Source organism: Allobosea sp. P2_B12 (assembly GCF_056404835.1).
In genome coordinates, this window is the sequence record NZ_JBFUDG010000002.1 from 299,755 (window position 1) to 315,422 (window position 15,668).

The following is a 15,668-nucleotide window of genomic DNA, read 5'->3' on the forward strand; positions in this document are numbered from 1 at the left end:
TGAGGTTTTTCGGTGCCGACCTGTCGATCAGCAGGCGCGCGCAGACCGGACATGGAGGGAATCATGGGCGTTCAGGACGACATCTCTTCCACTGAGGATCAGGGCTTGAGCCTCGAGCGGCGCAGCCTGTTCGGGCTCGGCCTCGCAGGGGCAGCGATCGGTGGCGCCGCGGCGGCAAGCCTGCTCGCGCCCTCGGCCGCGCAGGCGCAGACCGTGGCGAAGAGCAAGCTCTACACCATCAAGGAGCGCGGCAAGCTGATCGTCGGCACCGGCAGTACCAACCCGCCCTGGCATTTCCAGGATGCCACCGGCAAGCTCGTCGGCATGGACATCGACCTCGCCCGGCTGCTGGCCAAGAGCCTGTTCGACGATCCGGAGAAGGTCGAGTTCGTGCTGCAGGGCTCGGACGCCCGCATCCCGAGCCTCGTGACCGACAAGGTCGACATCGTCGTGCAATGGATGACCGTGACGGCGGGCCGGGCTCAGCAGGTCGACTTCACCATTCCCTATTACCGCGAGGGCGTCGGCCTGATGCTGCTGGCGCGCGGCGGCAAGTACAAGGACTATGCCGAGATGAAGGCGGCCGGCAAGGCGGTCACCGTCGGCGGCATGCAGAACGTCTTCCTCGAGCAGTGGGTCCACATGGCGTTGCCGGAAGCGAAGGTCGACGCCTTCGACAGCCCGGATTCGGCGATGCAGGCGCTGAATGCGCGTCGCGTCGATGCCTCGATGCAGGACCAGTCGGCAATGCGCTGGCTGATGCAGCAGGCGCCCGGCCGCTTCGCCGATGCCGGCTTCGGCTGGATGCCGAACTCCTATGCCTCGGCAGTCAAGCCCGGCGACCCGACCTGGCTGAACTGGGTCAACACCGTCTACAAGGAGGCGATGGTCGGCGTCGATTTCGACTATTTCGCCGCCTCCTACAAGAAATGGTTCGGCATCGAACTGCCGATCCCCAAGGTCGGCTTCCCGCAAGAGTTCGCCTGATCGTTTCCGCCCTATCCGGGCCGGGCGGGGCGTGCTCCGTCCGGCCCGGCCTTGCGTCGCGTCGGGAACAGTCGCCGCCATCATGATCGACTACCATTTCGACTGGTCCGTCATCGCGCGAAATTCGGGCAAGCTGGGCGATGCCCTGCTGCTCGGACTCTGGCTTGCGGTCGTCTCGCTGCTGATCGGCTGCGTGATCGGGCTTCTGGCGGCTTATGCCCGTGTCTCGGGCAAGAAATGGCTCTCGGCGCCAGTCTGGGCCTATGTCGAGTTCATCCGCTGCACGCCGCTGCTGCTGCTGATCTTCTTTTTGTATTTCGGCCTCCCCGAATTCGACATCTCCTTCCTCGACAAGACGCAGAGCTTCGTTCTGTCGCTCTCGCTCTATGCCGGGGCCTATATGTGCGAGGTGTTCCGCGCCGGGCTCGCCTCGATCCCGAAGCAATATGTCGAGGCGGCGAAGGCGATCGGCATGCGGCCCTGGCAGCGCCAGGTCTATGTCGTGCTGCCGGTGATGTTCCGCATCACCCTGCCGTCGATCGGCAACAACCTGATCTCGCTGTTCAAGGACACCTCGCTGGCGGCCGCGATCGCAGTGCCGGAGCTGACCTTCACGGCGCGGCAGATCAACACCAACACCTTCCGCGTGATGGAAGTCTGGCTGACTGCGAGCGCGCTGTACCTCGCCAGCGCCTATCTCATCGCCATGGTTCTGCGGCTGCTTGAGCGCCGCTACGCGTCGATCCGGTAGGGGCCGCGATGGATTTCTCGATGGCACCCGGCACCTTCCTGTTCGAGGCTTGGCAGGCGCGGCAATCGCTCCTGTCGGGGCTCGGCGTGACCATGCTGAGCTCGGCACTGAGCATCGTCATGGCGACGGTGCTGGGGATCGCGATGGGCGTGGTGCTGACCTTCGGCTGGTGGTGGCTGCGGCTTCTGGCACGGCTTTATGTCGATGTGATGCGCGGCCTGCCGCTGCTCGTGCTGATCCTGTTTACCTATTACGGGCTGGCGCTGTTTGGCATCAACGTGCCCGCGTTCTGGGCCGGGGTGATCGCGCTCGGCGCCTTCGCGACTGCCCATGTCGCCGAGAACTTCCGGGGCGCGGTCCAGTCGGTTCCGGCCGGGCAGATGGAGGCGGCCAAGGCGATCGGGCTGACATTCGGCAAGCGCCTGACCCATGTGATCCTGCCCCAGGCGGTGCGGCGCATGCTGCCGCCCTGGGTCAACACGGCGCTGGAGATCGTCAAGGGCACGACGCTGCTCTCGATCATCGGCGTGGTCGAACTGCTGCTCTCGGCCCAGCAGGCCATGGCGCGCAACTACATGATCATCGATTTCTACCTGCTGACCGCGGCCTTGTATGTCGCGATCAATTTCACGCTCGCCCAGCTCGGCGCCACGCTGGAGCGGCGGTACTCCTATCTGCGCTATTGAGACAGGACGCGCCCGCGATGAACGAGCCAGCCCTTCTGCAAGCCCGCGAGGTGCGCAAGACCTTCGGCCAGATCGAGGTGCTGAAGGGCATCGACCTGATCGTCCAGCAGGGCCAGGTGGTGTCGCTGATCGGCGCTTCGGGCTCGGGCAAGACGACCTTCCTGCGCTGCATCAACCTCTTGGAAGAGCATGATGGCGGCGAGATCCTGCTGGACGGCGATCCGGTCGGCTACACCCTATCCGGCACGCGCCGGAAGCGCCTGAGCGAGACGAAAATCTCGGCGCAGCGGGCGCGGCTCGGCATGGTCTTCCAGCAGTTCAACCTGTTCCCGCATCTGACCGCGATCGACAACGTCATGCTCGGCCTGACCAAGGTGCAGGGCAAGAGCCATTCCGAGGCCAAGGACATCGCGCAGCACTGGCTCGGCCGCGTCGGGCTGGCCGAACGCAGCGGGCATTATCCCTATCAGCTCTCGGGCGGCCAGCAGCAGCGCGTCGCGATTGCGCGCGCCGTCGCGATGCAGCCGCGCCTGCTGCTGTTCGACGAGGTGACCTCGGCGCTCGACCCCGAACTCGTGGCCGAGGTGCTGGGCGTGATGCAGGGGCTGGCCGAGTCGGGCATGACGATGCTGCTCGTCAGCCACGAGATGATGTTCGTGCGCGACGTGTCAAACCACGTCGTCTTCCTCGACCAGGGCAAGGTCGCCGAAGCCGGGCCGCCCTCCGAGATATTCGGCAATCCGCAGAACGACCGGCTCAAGAGCTTCCTCGGCCGGTTTCACGGGCTGTTCGGGCGGGGCTGAAGCGGCGCGGTCTGCCTCAATGAATCTCCGGCTCCGGAATCTTCGCCGTGCCTTCCAGATAATCGAAGTCGCAGCCCTTGTCGGCCTGGCGGATATGGGCGGCGGACATCTTGCCATAGCCGCGTGGATAGTCGCGGTCGGGCGGCGTCCAGGTCTTCAGGCGCTCGGTGATCTCGGCGTCGGTCAGGTTGACCGAGATCGTGCGGGTCTCGACATCGACGCTGATGATGTCGCCGGTCTGCACCGCCGCGAGCGGCCCCTTGATATAGGCCTCGGGCGCGACATGGAGCACGCAGGCGCCGTAGCTGGTGCCCGACATGCGGGCGTCCGAAATGCGCAGCATGTCGCGCACGCCCTGCTTCAGCAGCTTGCGCGGGATCGGCATCATGCCCCATTCCGGCATGCCGGGGCCGCCGACGGGGCCGCAGTTCTTCAGCACCATGATGTGGTCGACCGTGACATCCGTATCCTCGTCGTTCACGGCGCGCATCATCGCGTCGTAGTCCTCGAACACGATCGCGGGACCCGTGTGCTTGAGCAGGCGGGGCTCGGCGGCGGAGGGCTTGATCACGCAGCCATCGGGCGCGATGTTGCCCTTGAGGACGGCGAGCCCATTGGCCGTCGAGACGGCCTTGTCGAGCGGACGGATGACGTTGTCATCATAGACGGTGGCGAGCGCGATCGTCTCCGAGATTGGCTTGCCGGTCACGGTCATGGCGTCGGTGTGGAGCTTGCTCTCCAGCTGCTTCAGCAGCGCCGGCAGACCGCCGGCATAGAAGAAATCCTCCATCAGGAAGTCGCCGGAGGGGCGCAGGTTCGCGATCACCGGGACGGTGCGGGAGAACTTGTCGAAGTCGTCGGGCGTCAGCGAGACACCGGCGCGGCCGGCCATGGCGATCAGGTGGATGATGGCGTTGGTCGAGCCGGCGACCGCCATGTGAACGGTTAGTGCGTTCTCGAAGCTCTTGCGGGTGAGGATGCGATCGGGCGTTAGATCTTCCCAGACCATCTCGACGATGCGCTTGCCCGACGCTGCGGCCATGCGCGGATGGGCGGCGTCGGCGGCCGGGATGGCGGATGCGCCCGGCAGGGTCAGGCCCAGCACCTCGGCATGGCTCATCATGGTCGCGGCGGTGCCCATCGTCATGCAGGTGCCATGCGAGCGGGCGATGCCGCTCTCCATGTCCTTCCATTGGTCGTCGGTGATGTTGCCGGCTTCCTTCTCGGCCCAGTATTTCCAGACATCGGCGCCCGAGCCGAGGATCTTGCCGGCCCAGTTGCCGCGCAGCATCGGCCCGGCCGGCACGAAGATGAAGGGCAGGCCGGCGCTGCAGGCGCCCATGATCAGTGCCGGCGTGGACTTGTCGCAGCCGCCGAGCAGCACCGCGCCGTCGAGCGGGTGGGAGCGGATCGATTCCTCGGTCTCCATCGCCAGGAAGTTGCGATAAAGCATGGTCGTCGGCTTCTGGTACTGCTCCGAGACCGACATCACGGGGATCTCGACGGGAAAACCGCCGGACGCCCAGACCGCGCGCTTCACCGCCTCGGCCCGGTCGCGCAGATGGGTGTGGCAGGGGTTGATCTCGGACCAGGTGTTGATGATGCCGATGACCGGCTTGCCCATGAACTCGTCATGGCCGAAGCCCATCTGCAGCGCCCGCGAGCGATGGCCGAAGGAGCGCAGATCGCTGGCGCCGAACCAGCGCTTCGAGCGCAGGGTGTCGGGCGTCTTGCGGGGGTGGGACATCGGCATTTCCTTACTAGTCTTATTCGAAGGGCCGCTTTCGGGCCATTGACGCGTCATGGTCGGGCTTGACCCGACCATCTCGGAAACCAGCTAGCTGGTCATGAGATTCTCGGGTCTGCGCTTCGCTTCGCCCGAGAATGACGGCTTGTTACTCCGCCGCCGCGCGCTGCGCGCCCCAGCCGGAGACGATCTGGCGCAGTTCGGCTTTTTCGGCTGCGTTCAGCTCCGGCAGGCCGGGCAGGCGGACGGGGCCGACATTGGTGCCGAGCAGGCCGAGCGCTTCCTTGACCACGGTGACATTGGCGCCGTTGCCGTATTTCGTGCGCAGCGTCTCGAAGCCGGCGATGGCGTCGACCTCGACACGCGCGGCGGCATAGTCGCCCTTCTCCAGCGCATGCCAGACGGCCAGCGAGCGCTCCGGCGCGACATTGATCAGGCCGGAGGTGAAGCCGCGGGCGCCGAGTGCATAGAAGGGCGCGGCCCAGCCCTCGGCGAGACCGCAGATCCAGTTGGCTGATGTCCCTTGCGTGGCACGGACGCATTCGGCCAGCAGCATCATGTTGTTCGAGGCGAATTTCACGCCGGCGACGTTGGCGTGCGTCGCGACGCGGACGAGGTCCTTCACGCCGATGGCGTCGGAGCGGATATAGGCGACCAGCGGGATCGTCAGCGCCTCTGCGATGGCGATGATGTAGTCGGCCTGGGATTGTGGGGCGGCGAAGGGGTCGAGCGGGTGGTGGACCATCACCGCATCGCAACCGGCCGTCGCCGCGAGCTTGCCGGTGGAGACGGCCTCGCGCAGCGAGCGCCCGATGCCGGCCGTGACGAGCGCCTTGCCGGCAGCGGCTTCGGCTGCGACCGCATGGCTGCGCACGACCTCGTCCGTCGTCATCGGATAGAACTCGCCGGTGTTGCCGGCCGAGACGATGTTGTGGATGCCGGCCTGCGCGATGCGCGCGACGATCCTGCCCGTCACCGCCCAGTCGGCCTCGCCATCGGCGCTCCAGGCGGTGACATGCACGCCCGAAATGCCGCGCAGGCCGCTGCGAATCTTGTCATTCATCATAGTCCAACCCTTCCGCATCGGCGCCGAACACCTGCCGCACATGGGCTTTCGCCGAGCGGACGATGTGGCGGCGCATCCGTTGTTCCGCGAGCGCCGGCTCGCGTGTCCTCAGCGCGTCGAAAATCGAGCGATGTTCCTCGAAGCCCTGGCCCCGCTCGGAAGGCTCGGACAGTAGCGCGATGCGCTGGGCGTGATCATACATGCGCTGCCCGTCGAGCCTTCTCTCCAGATAGGTGCAGCCCGAAATCCGGTGGATGGCGCCGTGATAGGCCTCGTTCAGGGTGACGAGATCTTCCAGCGCGCTGTGCTCGGTCGCATGCGCCATCTCCTCGACCAGCCGTGCCATCTCGGCGATGTCGGCATCGCTCACCCGGTTGGCGGCAATATGGGTCATGACGCTTTCGAGCGCGGCGCGTCCGAGCGCCATCTCGAGCGCCTGACGGGCCGAGAACTCGACGAAGACGCCGCGCCTTGCCTCGGTGCGGACCAGCCCCTCGCTTTCGAGCCGGCGCATCGCATCCTTCACCGGCGTCGTGCTGACGCCGAGCATTTCGGCGAGATGGCGCTCGTTCAGCTTTTCGCCATTGCGGAAGCGGCCGGCGACGATGGCGCGGCGCAGCCGCTCATGCACATGCTCGCGCAGGGAGCGCAGCAGATGCGGGGCGACAGGTTCGATCAGGAGCGTCTCTGACATCGCGATTCCGGTGGTGGCACCAGCATGAGTCGAATCCGTTGGTGGGCCGCTCGGCCCTGACACCATCACCGCACCAGACACCACAAAGGGCAAGCCGCGACAAGTCTGAAATTTCAGATTTCAAATCTGGAATCCTGTGCTATGCCGATAGCAAGGGTTCGGGAACGGACCACGCCGGCAGCAATACGCCGGCTCAAGGAAACGGAACTGGAGGGAACACCATGACGATGACGCGCCGGGCGATGATCGCCGCCGCATGCCTGCTGAGCGCCCCTGCGGCGCTGGCGCAGGCCGATTATCCAGGCAACAAGGTGGTGACGATCGTCGTGCCCTTCGCCGCAGGCGGCACGACCGATCTGCTCGGTCGCGTGCTGGCCGACCGGCTGGGCGCCCGGCTCAACGGCAAGTTCATCGTCGAGAACCGGCCGGGCGCTGGCGGCAACACCGGGTCTGCCGCGGTCGCGCGCTCCGAGCCCGACGGCTACACGCTGACGATGGGGACGGTCTCGTCCCATGCGATCAATCCCGGCGTCTATGCCAAGATGCCCTACGACCATATCAAGGATTTCACGCCGATCTCGCAGGTCGCCAGCGTGCCGAACATCCTGATGGTCAATCTCGATCTGCCGGCCAAGACGGTTCTGGAGCTGATCGCGCTGCTCAAGGCCAATCCCGGCAAGTATTCCTTCGGCTCGTCGGGCGCCGGCACTTCGACCCATATGGCGGCCGAACTGTTCAAGGTGGAGACCGGGACGGACATGGTGCATGTGCCCTATCGCTCGAGCGGGCAGGTGACGCAGGACCTGCTGTCAGGCCAGATCCAGATCACCTTCGACAACATCACCATCGCCTGGCCGCATGTCGAAGCCGGCAAGATCCGGGCGCTGGCGACGGCGACCCCGGAGCGGCTCGCCGTGGCCAAGGATCTGCCGGCGCTGGCCGAGTTCATTCCCGGCTACGCGGCTGCGTCCTGGCACGGCTTCTTCGCACCATCGGCTGTGCCCAAGGCGATCACCGCAAAACTCTCGGCCGAGGTCCAGGCGATCATGCGCGAACCCGCCGTCGTCGAGCAGATGAAGAAGCTCGGGGTCGATCCGGTCGGCTCGACCCAGGAGCAGTTCACCGCCTACATCGCCTCGGAGACCAAGCGCTGGGCCGAGGTGGCGCGGAAGGCCAACGTTCGCATCGAATGATCGAAGGGCCGATCATCCCGCCAGCGCGGCCGCCTGACGCGGCGGTCTGCGCTTCCGGTGCTGACGGACCGATGTCCGCTCCGCTCCGGTTCTCGACCACCACGCCATTCGTCTCACGCTGACGACATGCTCGACCCTTCGCTGGAGCTTTAGCCAAGATCATGACAGCCCTCACCGACGAAAACCGCGCCAAGCTCAAGCGTGTCTCGACCGCGACGCTGACGACGGCGCTGTTCAAGCGCGGCTTCCGGAACCAGTTCATCCAGGATGTGCGGCCGCTGGGCCAGAAGACCGAGTCGATGGTCGGGGAGGCGTTCACGCTGCGCTATATCCCGGCCCGCGAGGATATCGACCATCTCGGCACCTTCGAGGGCACGCAGCATCCGCAGCGGCGCGCGGTCGAGGACTGCCCGCCGGGCCATGTCATGGTGATCGACTCGCGCAAGGACCCGCGCGCGGCCTCGGCCGGCGGTATCCTGGTGCAGCGCCTGGCGCAGCGCGGTGTCGCCGGCATCGTCACCGATGGCGGCTTCCGCGACAGCCCCGAGATCGCGCAGATGACGATTCCGGCCTATCACAACCGCCCGAGCGCGCCGACCAACCTGATCCGCCACCACGCGCTCGACATCAACGCGCCGATCGCCTGCGGCGATGTCGCGGTCTATCCGGGCGACATCGTCGTCGGCGACGGCGAGGGCGTCTGTGTGATCCCGGCGCATCTCGCCAACGAGATCGCTCCGGAGGTCTATGAGCAGACCGCCTATGAGGATTTCGTCGCCGAGCGTGTACGCGGCGGGCAGGGCATCTTCGGGCTCTACCCGGCCAATGCCGAGACCAAGGCCGAGTTCGCCGCATGGCGGCCGAGTTGGTCCTGACCGCGGGCCGGGCTTTCGGCTGCCCGGCTTTTACCTGAACGACGGCGAAGCCGGCCGCGAGACGGGCTGACCGGGACGCTGCCTTTGCGGCGCGTCCTCGTACGACCAGAATCACAAAAACCAGAATCATAAAAAGATTTGGAGGGAACAATGGTTGAAACGTCGCGTCGTCATGTGCTCGCAGGCGGCCTCGCCGCAGCGGGTGCCGCATTGGCCGGGCCGGCCCTGGGGCAGGCCTTTCCGTTCAAGCCGAACCAGCGCTATCCCGACCCGTCGGTCGAGATCCTCGATCCGAGCTTCGGCAAGTACCGGATCTATTCGAGCACGGTGGAACAGGTCGCCACCGGCATGCGCTGGGCCGAGGGCCCGGTCTATTTCCCGGAAGGCCGCTACGTCCTGGTCAGCGACATCCCCAACAACCGGATCATGAAGTTCGACGAGGCCAAGAACAGCTTCACGGTCTTCCGCGAGAACGCCAACTTCGCCAATGGCAATGCCAGGGACCGCCAGGGCCGGCTGATCACCTGCGAGCATTCGGTGACGCGGCGCGTCACCCGCACCGAGAAAAACGGCAAGATCACCGTGCTGGCCGATGCCTTCGAGGGCAAGCGCCTGAACGCGCCCAACGATGTCGTCGTCAAATCTGACGACACGATCTGGTTCACCGATCCGCTGTTCGGCATCAACGGCGAATGGGAGGGCTCGCGGGCCAAGTCGGAGCAGGCGACCACGAACGTCTATCGCATCGGTGCTGACGGCAAGCTGACGGCGGTGATCACCGATCTGCTCAACCCCAACGGGCTCGCCTTCTCGCCGGACGAGAAGAAGCTCTATGTCGTCGAGTGGCGCGGCACGCCCAATCGCAGCATCTGGAGCTTCGACATCGACGCGCAGGGTAAGGCCTCGAACAAGACGAAGGTGGTCGATGCCGCCGATTTCGGAGCGCTCGACGGCTTCAAGGTCGATCGCGACGGCAATCTCTGGTGCGGCTATGGCAGCAACGGTGCGCTCAACGCGGAAGCCGTCGATGCCGGAGGCCGAAAGGTCTTCAGCTTGAGGGGCAAGCCGGAAGACCTCGACGGCGTGATGGTGTTCAGCCCGGCAGGCAAGCCGCTGGCCTTCATCCGCCTGCCGGAGCGCTGTGCCAATCTCTGCTTCGGCGGCCCCAAGGGCAACCGTCTCTACATGGCAAGCAGCCACTCGCTTTATGCGCTCTATGTCGAGGCGCACGGCGCCGTCTGAGCGGTGCCGAGGCCGGATGCGGCTGCTGTCGCATCCGGCCAGCCATTTGTCCGCGATGCGACACGCGGCGGCGTTAACCGCCGCTTGAGACCTCTCTGCAAGGGTCGAAGCTCATCCATGCGCGCTGGAGTTGAGCGTGGCCATGACGAAGCAGACCCTCCGGCCATGACAGCAGGCGCGACCTGGCCCACGCGCTACGATGCCTGGGTCAACCGCCAATTCGGCATGGCCCGGCTGGACGACGCCGACGCGGCCGCGCTGCGCATGGCGCAGGCGGAGATGTTCGCGCGGGTTCTTCCTGCCATCCTGATGTCCAATCTGCTCTCCGCGGTGCTGGTCGCGATCGCCGCGATGTTCCATGGCTGGCTCTGGTTTCCGCTGGTGTGGAGTGGCTGGGTCGTCGCCAGCGGCTTGCTGGGGATGCTGCGGATCGCGCGGATCAGGGAACGCAGGCGCGAGGATGCGCCCTCAGCGAAGTTCATCGACCGAATTCTGGTCGATACTGCCATCATGGCGGCTCCCTGGGTGGTGATGGCCGTGGTGATCAGTCCCACCGCAGTGCCCCAGATGGAGGTGCTGACTGCGACCCTACTGGCGGGACTGGTCTGCGCCGGCACCTTCACCATGGCGAGCATGCCTTCGGCCGCATTGCTCTTCGCAGGGTTGATCCTGGGAGCGCGCATCATCCATATCGTTCTGTCGCCGCTCGATCATCTGCTGGAGAACCTGGTCTTTCAGGTGATCTACGGCTCGGTCATGCTGGTGTCCTTGCGCAGCATGGCGCAGCTTTTCATCGATCGCGTCCGCGCCGTCAGCAGCGCGCAGATGCTCGGTCTCGAGGCGCAGGCGCAGGCGCGCATCGAGGAGGCGCGGCGCGAGCAAGTCGAGGGACAGGCTGAAGCGTTTCGGCGCGAGATCGGCGCCATTCTCCAGCCTGTGTTCCAGTCCGTCGATCAGATGGGCGGTGCGGCCGAGCAGCTTGTCGCGATTTCACAGAGATCGCAGGACAAGCTTGCCGGCGTGCTGACCAAGGTCGACGAGGCCAGGACCGACATCGTCTCGGTGGAACTCTGCTCGCATCGTCTGACCGAGACCATTTCCCTGATCCGCAATGAAGCGGACCGGACGACCGCACTGGTGCGAACGGCCGCGTCCGACGTCGCGGCCTCGATCGGCGTCAAGACGCAGCTCATACAGGCGGTGCGGGATATCGGAGAGGTCTCGGAGCTAATCCGGGAGATCGCGGCCCAGACGAACCTTCTGGCTCTGAATGCGACGATCGAGGCGGCGCGCGCCGGCGTGGCGGGGCGCGGATTTGCCGTCGTCGCGACGGAGGTGAAGGGGCTGGCGGCGCGGACGGAAGCGGCGACGCAGGAGATTTCGGAGCGTATCGAGGACGTGCGGTCCGCAACCGAGCGCTCGCTCGCAGCGGTCATGAGCATCAGCGTCTCGACGGATGCGATCGTGGGTGCGACCAGCGGAATCGTCGTGGCGGTGGATCAGCAGGCAGATGCCATCCGCACCATGGTGGAGCTGCTCGCGCGGACGGTTCAGGAAACAGAGCAGGCGGCAGGGGCGATCGATCTCGTCGTCGCCGACGCTGCACGCACCATGGACAATGGCCGACAGGTGTCCGAGGCGGCAAACGGCGTCGATGTCTCGGCGCGACGTCTCGACGAATCCGTCGCCCGGTTCTCGCGCGAGATCGTCAGGGGCTGATCACGTGGCCTGCCCGGTGCCGTAGAACTCGCGATACCAGGCGACGAAGCGGGCGATGCCGGTCTCGATCGGGGTGTCGGGCCTGAAATCGACCCTCGCCATCAGATCAGAGACGTCGGCATAGGTCGCGCGCACGTCACCGGGTTGCATCGGCAGATGGCGCTTGATCGCGGCCTTACCGCAGGCCTGCTCGATCACGGCGATGAAGCGGTCGAGCCGAACCGGCGTGTGGTTGCCGATATTGTAGACGCGGTAGGGCGCGGCAGCCGTCGCCGGGTCGGGCGAGGCGGCGTCGAAGCCGGGATCGGCCACGGGCGGCAGCGCTGCGAGCCGGACGATCGCCTCGCTGATATCATCGACATAGGTGAAGTCGCGGCTCATCTCGCCTTCGGCGTAGACGTCGATCGGCTTGCCTTCGAGGATCGCCTTGGTGAACTTGAAATAGGCCATGTCCGGCCGGCCCCACGGTCCGTAGACGGTGAAGAAACGCAGGCCCGTGGCGGGGATGCCGTAGAGATGCGAATAGCTGTGCGCCATCACCTCGTTGGCGCGCTTGGTCGCGGCATAGAGCGAGACCGGGTGGTCGGCGCCGTCATGCTCGCTGAACGGCACCTTGGCGTTGGCGCCATAGACCGAGCTCGACGAGGCATAGACCAGATGCGCCACCGGGTGATGCCGGCAGGCCTCAAGCACTGAGAGGAAGCCGTCGAGGTTCGAGTGGGCATAGGCGCGCGGATTGTCGAGCGAGTAGCGCACGCCTGCCTGCGCCGCGAGATGGATCACGACATCGGGCTTGAAGGCGGCGAAGGCGGCTTGCAAAGCATCATAGTCGGCGATGTCGATCGGTTCGAAGCTGAAACCGTTGCGTGGCAGCAGCTGGTCGAGCCGGGCTTGCTTCAGCGCCGGATCGTAATAGGGCGTCAGATTGTCGATGCCCAGCACGGTCGTGCCCCGGGCCAGCAGCGCCTGCGTGACGTGGAAGCCGACAAAGCCGGCGGCGCCCGTCAGCAGCACGCGTTGCGGTGAAACACTGGTCATGAGGCCCGTGCCGCCCTGTCAGGGGAAAGAGGGCAGGAGCTGCCGAAAACCAACTCCCGCAAGGCCAAATCCAATGTTTCAGATCGCGACGCGTGTCAATCGAGCGGGGTCCGGGCGGCCCTGGGGCGGCCCGGTGCTGCGTCTCCGAGGGCCGCTTGCCTCAGACCACGAAATCCTTCTCCGGGACCGGCTCGCCGCGCGAGACATGGGCCATGTTGGCGAACATACGCGAGACGGTCGGGGCGAAGGTGTCGGCGGCCATTGCGGCCAAGTGGGGCGTGACGACGAGGTTGTCGAGCGTCAGCAGGTCGCTCTCGGGGGGCAGCGGCTCGATCGAATAGACATCCATCGCGGCGCCCGCGATCACGCGATTGCGCAGCGCGACGACGAGCTCGGCTTCGTTGACGACGCCGCCGCGCGCGACATTGACCAGCACCGCGGTCTTCTTCATCGCGGCCAGCGCCTTGGTGTCGATCAGGTTGGTGGTCTCCGGCGTCAGCGGGCAATGCAGCGAGACGATGTCGGACTGGGCCAGGATCTCGTCGATCGAGGCGTAGCGGACGCCGAGGGCTGCTTCCTCGGCAGCACTCAGGGGCTGGCGCTTGGAATAGAGGATCGTGCAGCCGAAGCCCTTGAGCAGCTTGGCGACGTTCTGGCCGATCGCGCCGAAACCGACGATGCCGACAGTCTTGCCCGACAGCAGGAAGGTCTCGCCCGGCATATGTCCCGTCGCCCAATGCCCCTTTTTCAGCTCGGCATGGCCATAGCCGATGAAGCGCAGGGACGAGAGCATCAGCCCGAGCGCGAATTCGGCGACGGCGAGCGCATTGCTGCCGGTAGTGCGCGCCACGCCGATGCCGAGCTCCTTGGCCGTGACGGTATCGATATTGTCGACGCCGACGCCCCATTTGTGCAGCAGCTTCAGCTTCTTCGCCGCGCGCAGCACGTCGCCGGAGACCGCGACCTGGCCGGCGATGGCATAATCCGCCTCGGCGATAATTTCCTTCATGTGCTCGTCGCCGCGCGCGGTGCCATGGGTCAGCACGAAGCCCGGCGGCAGCAAAGCGCGCAGCCTGTCGGCGCGCTCGGGGGTGGTCAGGTCGAGGAGGACGATGGTCTCGGTCATGGGCGGTTTCGTCTCTGGCGTGGTGTCGTTGAAGAAGCGATAGCGGATTGTGCGGTCTCAGATGGTGAAGCGGGCCCCGGCACGGGCGAGCCCGCCCGAGATCGCAACCGGCGTGCCATCGGCGCGCCAGCAGGCGGCGCCGGTCAGCGTGCCATCATCGTTGAAACGGATCGCGTTCATGCCGCCGGCGATGCGCGGCATGCGGATGATGCGATGGCCGCGTGCCCGCAGCGCCTCGGCGACGGCCTCGGGAAAGGCCTCTTCCAGTTCGAGCGCGCCGCCTTCGGTCCAGATGCGCGGCGCCTCGACCGCCTCCTGCAGGCTCATGCCGTGGTCGATCAGGTTGACGATTGCCTGCAGGGCCGAGGGGAAGATGCGCAATGCGCCGGGCAGGCCGAGCGCGAAGGCGAGCTTGCCATCCTTCAGCACGATCATCGGCGCCATTGAGGTGAAGACGCGCTTGCCCGGCGCGATCGAGAGCGCGCGCCCGGGATGGGGATCGAAATTGAACATGTAGTTGTTGGTCAGCATACCCGTGCCGGGGATCTGGGTGCAGGCGCCGAACAGGCCGTTGATCGTCTGCGTCGCGGTGACGACGTTGCCGTCGGCATCGGCGACCGTGACATGGGTGGTGTCGGCGGATTCGCCACCCGAGAGACCGGCCGTCCAGCTTTTGGCCTGATCCATCGCGATGAGCGCCCGGCGCTCGTCCGCATAGGCCTTGTCGATCAGTCTGATGACCGGGACCTTGACGAAGGCGGGGTCGGAGGTCGCCACCGCGCGGTCGGCGAAGGCGATCTTGAGCGCTTCCGCCAGCAGATGGACGCTGTCGGGCGAGCCGAAGCCGAGCCCGCCGATGTCGTAGCCCTCGAGGATGTTGAGCATCTGCGCGATATGGACGCCCGACGAGGCCGGCGGCGGCGGGCCGAGAATCTCGTGGCCGCGATAGTGGCCGCGGATCGGTTCGCGCGTCTCGACCTTGAAGGCGGCGAGATCGTCCTGGCCGATCAGTCCGCCATTGGCGGCCATGAACTCTGTCAGCGCCTTGCCGAGCGGGCCGTCATAGAGGGCGGCGGGACCGCTCGGCGCGATCAGGCGCAGGCTCTTGGCATAGTCGCTCTGGACCAGCCTCGCGCCGGGTTGAAGCGCCTCTCCGCCGGGCAGGAACAGCGCGGCGAGGCCGGGATCGCGGGCGAGGTCGGTGGCGTTGTCGGTGATGCAGTTCGAGAGATAGGGCGTGACGACGAAGCCGCGCTCGGCCAGCACGATGGCGGGTTGCAGCACGTCCGCCAGCGGCAGCGTGCCGAATCGGGCCAGCGCCTCGCACCAGCCGGCGAGCGCGCCGGGCACCGCCACGGCCTTGGGTCCGACGACGTTCTCGCGGTCGCGGACATCGCGCTGCTTGCCGATCTCGTCGGAGAGGCAGTCATACATCTCAGGCGTCGCGCGCAGCGGCGCGGTCGAGAGCCCGTCGAGCACGACATGGCGACCATCGGCCATGCGGATATGGCTCAAGCCGCCGCCGAGGATGCCGACCATCATCGGCTCGACCACGGTGAGGGCGAACAGTGCGGCAACCGCTGCATCGACGGCGTTACCGCCGGCAAGCAGCATCTGCGAGCCCGCTGCCGAAGCGAGCGGATGGTTGGTCACGACCATGCCGCGCGAGCCAGTGGCCGGCTGCTTCTCGCAGGCGAAGGTCGTGAGGCGCGGGATGGGGGCGACGGCATTCATGGTGGGG

Annotated in this window: 14 protein-coding genes; 8 read left to right on the forward strand and 6 right to left on the reverse strand. The window is 66.2% G+C overall.

Features of this window, described 5'->3' with window-relative positions:
- The first annotated feature begins 63 nt into the window (after positions 1 to 63).
- The 4 genes from AC1DYU_RS06635 to AC1DYU_RS06650 all read left to right on the forward strand — a co-directional run bounded on the left by AC1DYU_RS06635 (position 64) and on the right by AC1DYU_RS06650 (position 3,227).
- Positions 64 to 987, forward strand: a complete 924-nt coding sequence (locus tag AC1DYU_RS06635) for a transporter substrate-binding domain-containing protein (protein WP_476790946.1) — start codon at positions 64 to 66, stop codon at positions 985 to 987.
- 85 nt (positions 988 to 1,072) lie between these two features.
- A complete protein-coding gene (locus AC1DYU_RS06640; protein WP_476791309.1) occupies positions 1,073 to 1,738 on the forward strand; it encodes an amino acid ABC transporter permease in 666 nt (221 codons plus the stop codon).
- 20 nt (positions 1,739 to 1,758) lie between these two features.
- A complete protein-coding gene (locus tag AC1DYU_RS06645) occupies positions 1,759 to 2,424 on the forward strand; it encodes an amino acid ABC transporter permease (RefSeq protein ID WP_158484163.1) in 666 nt (221 codons plus the stop codon).
- A 17-nt stretch (positions 2,425 to 2,441) separates the two neighbouring features.
- On the forward strand, positions 2,442 to 3,227 hold the full coding sequence (locus tag AC1DYU_RS06650; protein WP_476790947.1) for an amino acid ABC transporter ATP-binding protein: 786 nt from the start codon (positions 2,442 to 2,444) through the stop codon (positions 3,225 to 3,227).
- Positions 3,228 to 3,243: 16 nt separating this feature from the next.
- On the opposite strand, the gene araD is transcribed toward AC1DYU_RS06650, so the two are convergent.
- From araD to AC1DYU_RS06665, 3 genes are all read right to left on the reverse strand, one after another.
- Positions 3,244 to 4,974: an L-arabinonate dehydratase gene (gene araD / locus AC1DYU_RS06655; protein WP_476790948.1), complete on the reverse strand. Its 1,731-nt coding sequence runs from the start codon at positions 4,972 to 4,974 to the stop codon at positions 3,244 to 3,246.
- Between the two features lie 148 nt (positions 4,975 to 5,122).
- Positions 5,123 to 6,037: a dihydrodipicolinate synthase family protein gene (locus AC1DYU_RS06660; RefSeq protein ID WP_476790949.1), complete on the reverse strand. Its 915-nt coding sequence runs from the start codon at positions 6,035 to 6,037 to the stop codon at positions 5,123 to 5,125.
- A complete protein-coding gene (locus AC1DYU_RS06665; RefSeq protein WP_476790950.1) occupies positions 6,030 to 6,734 on the reverse strand; it encodes a GntR family transcriptional regulator in 705 nt (234 codons plus the stop codon). Before AC1DYU_RS06665 ends, AC1DYU_RS06660 begins: the two co-directional genes overlap by 8 nt.
- A 221-nt stretch (positions 6,735 to 6,955) precedes the next feature.
- Here AC1DYU_RS06665 and AC1DYU_RS06670 point away from each other — a divergent pair, with 221 nt between their 5' ends.
- The 4 genes from AC1DYU_RS06670 to AC1DYU_RS06685 all read left to right on the forward strand — a co-directional run bounded on the left by AC1DYU_RS06670 (position 6,956) and on the right by AC1DYU_RS06685 (position 11,763).
- Positions 6,956 to 7,927, forward strand: coding sequence for a Bug family tripartite tricarboxylate transporter substrate binding protein (locus AC1DYU_RS06670; RefSeq protein WP_476790951.1), 972 nt, complete (start codon positions 6,956 to 6,958; stop codon positions 7,925 to 7,927).
- 161 nt (positions 7,928 to 8,088) lie between these two features.
- Complete coding sequence (locus AC1DYU_RS06675; RefSeq protein ID WP_476790952.1) at positions 8,089 to 8,802, forward strand: ribonuclease activity regulator RraA; 714 nt, start codon at positions 8,089 to 8,091, stop codon at positions 8,800 to 8,802.
- A gap of 150 nt (positions 8,803 to 8,952) precedes the next feature.
- Positions 8,953 to 10,044 (forward strand): SMP-30/gluconolactonase/LRE family protein, encoded by a 1,092-nt coding sequence (locus AC1DYU_RS06680; RefSeq protein ID WP_476790953.1) that lies wholly within the window; start codon positions 8,953 to 8,955, stop codon positions 10,042 to 10,044.
- Between the two features lie 165 nt (positions 10,045 to 10,209).
- Positions 10,210 to 11,763 (forward strand): methyl-accepting chemotaxis protein, encoded by a 1,554-nt coding sequence (locus AC1DYU_RS06685; protein ID WP_476790954.1) that lies wholly within the window; start codon positions 10,210 to 10,212, stop codon positions 11,761 to 11,763.
- Here the strand turns inward: AC1DYU_RS06685 and AC1DYU_RS06690 are convergent, their stop codons facing one another.
- From AC1DYU_RS06690 to ggt, 3 genes are all read right to left on the reverse strand, one after another.
- Positions 11,764 to 12,801, reverse strand: a complete 1,038-nt coding sequence (locus AC1DYU_RS06690; RefSeq protein ID WP_476790955.1) for an NAD-dependent epimerase — start codon at positions 12,799 to 12,801, stop codon at positions 11,764 to 11,766. It lies immediately after the preceding gene.
- A 160-nt stretch (positions 12,802 to 12,961) separates the two neighbouring features.
- Entirely contained in the window at positions 12,962 to 13,927 is a 966-nt protein-coding gene (locus tag AC1DYU_RS06695; RefSeq protein ID WP_476790956.1) for a 2-hydroxyacid dehydrogenase, read from the reverse strand.
- A gap of 57 nt (positions 13,928 to 13,984) precedes the next feature.
- Positions 13,985 to 15,661 (reverse strand): gamma-glutamyltransferase, encoded by a 1,677-nt coding sequence (gene ggt, locus AC1DYU_RS06700; protein ID WP_476790957.1) that lies wholly within the window; start codon positions 15,659 to 15,661, stop codon positions 13,985 to 13,987.
- Between the last annotated feature and the right edge of the window lie 7 nt (positions 15,662 to 15,668).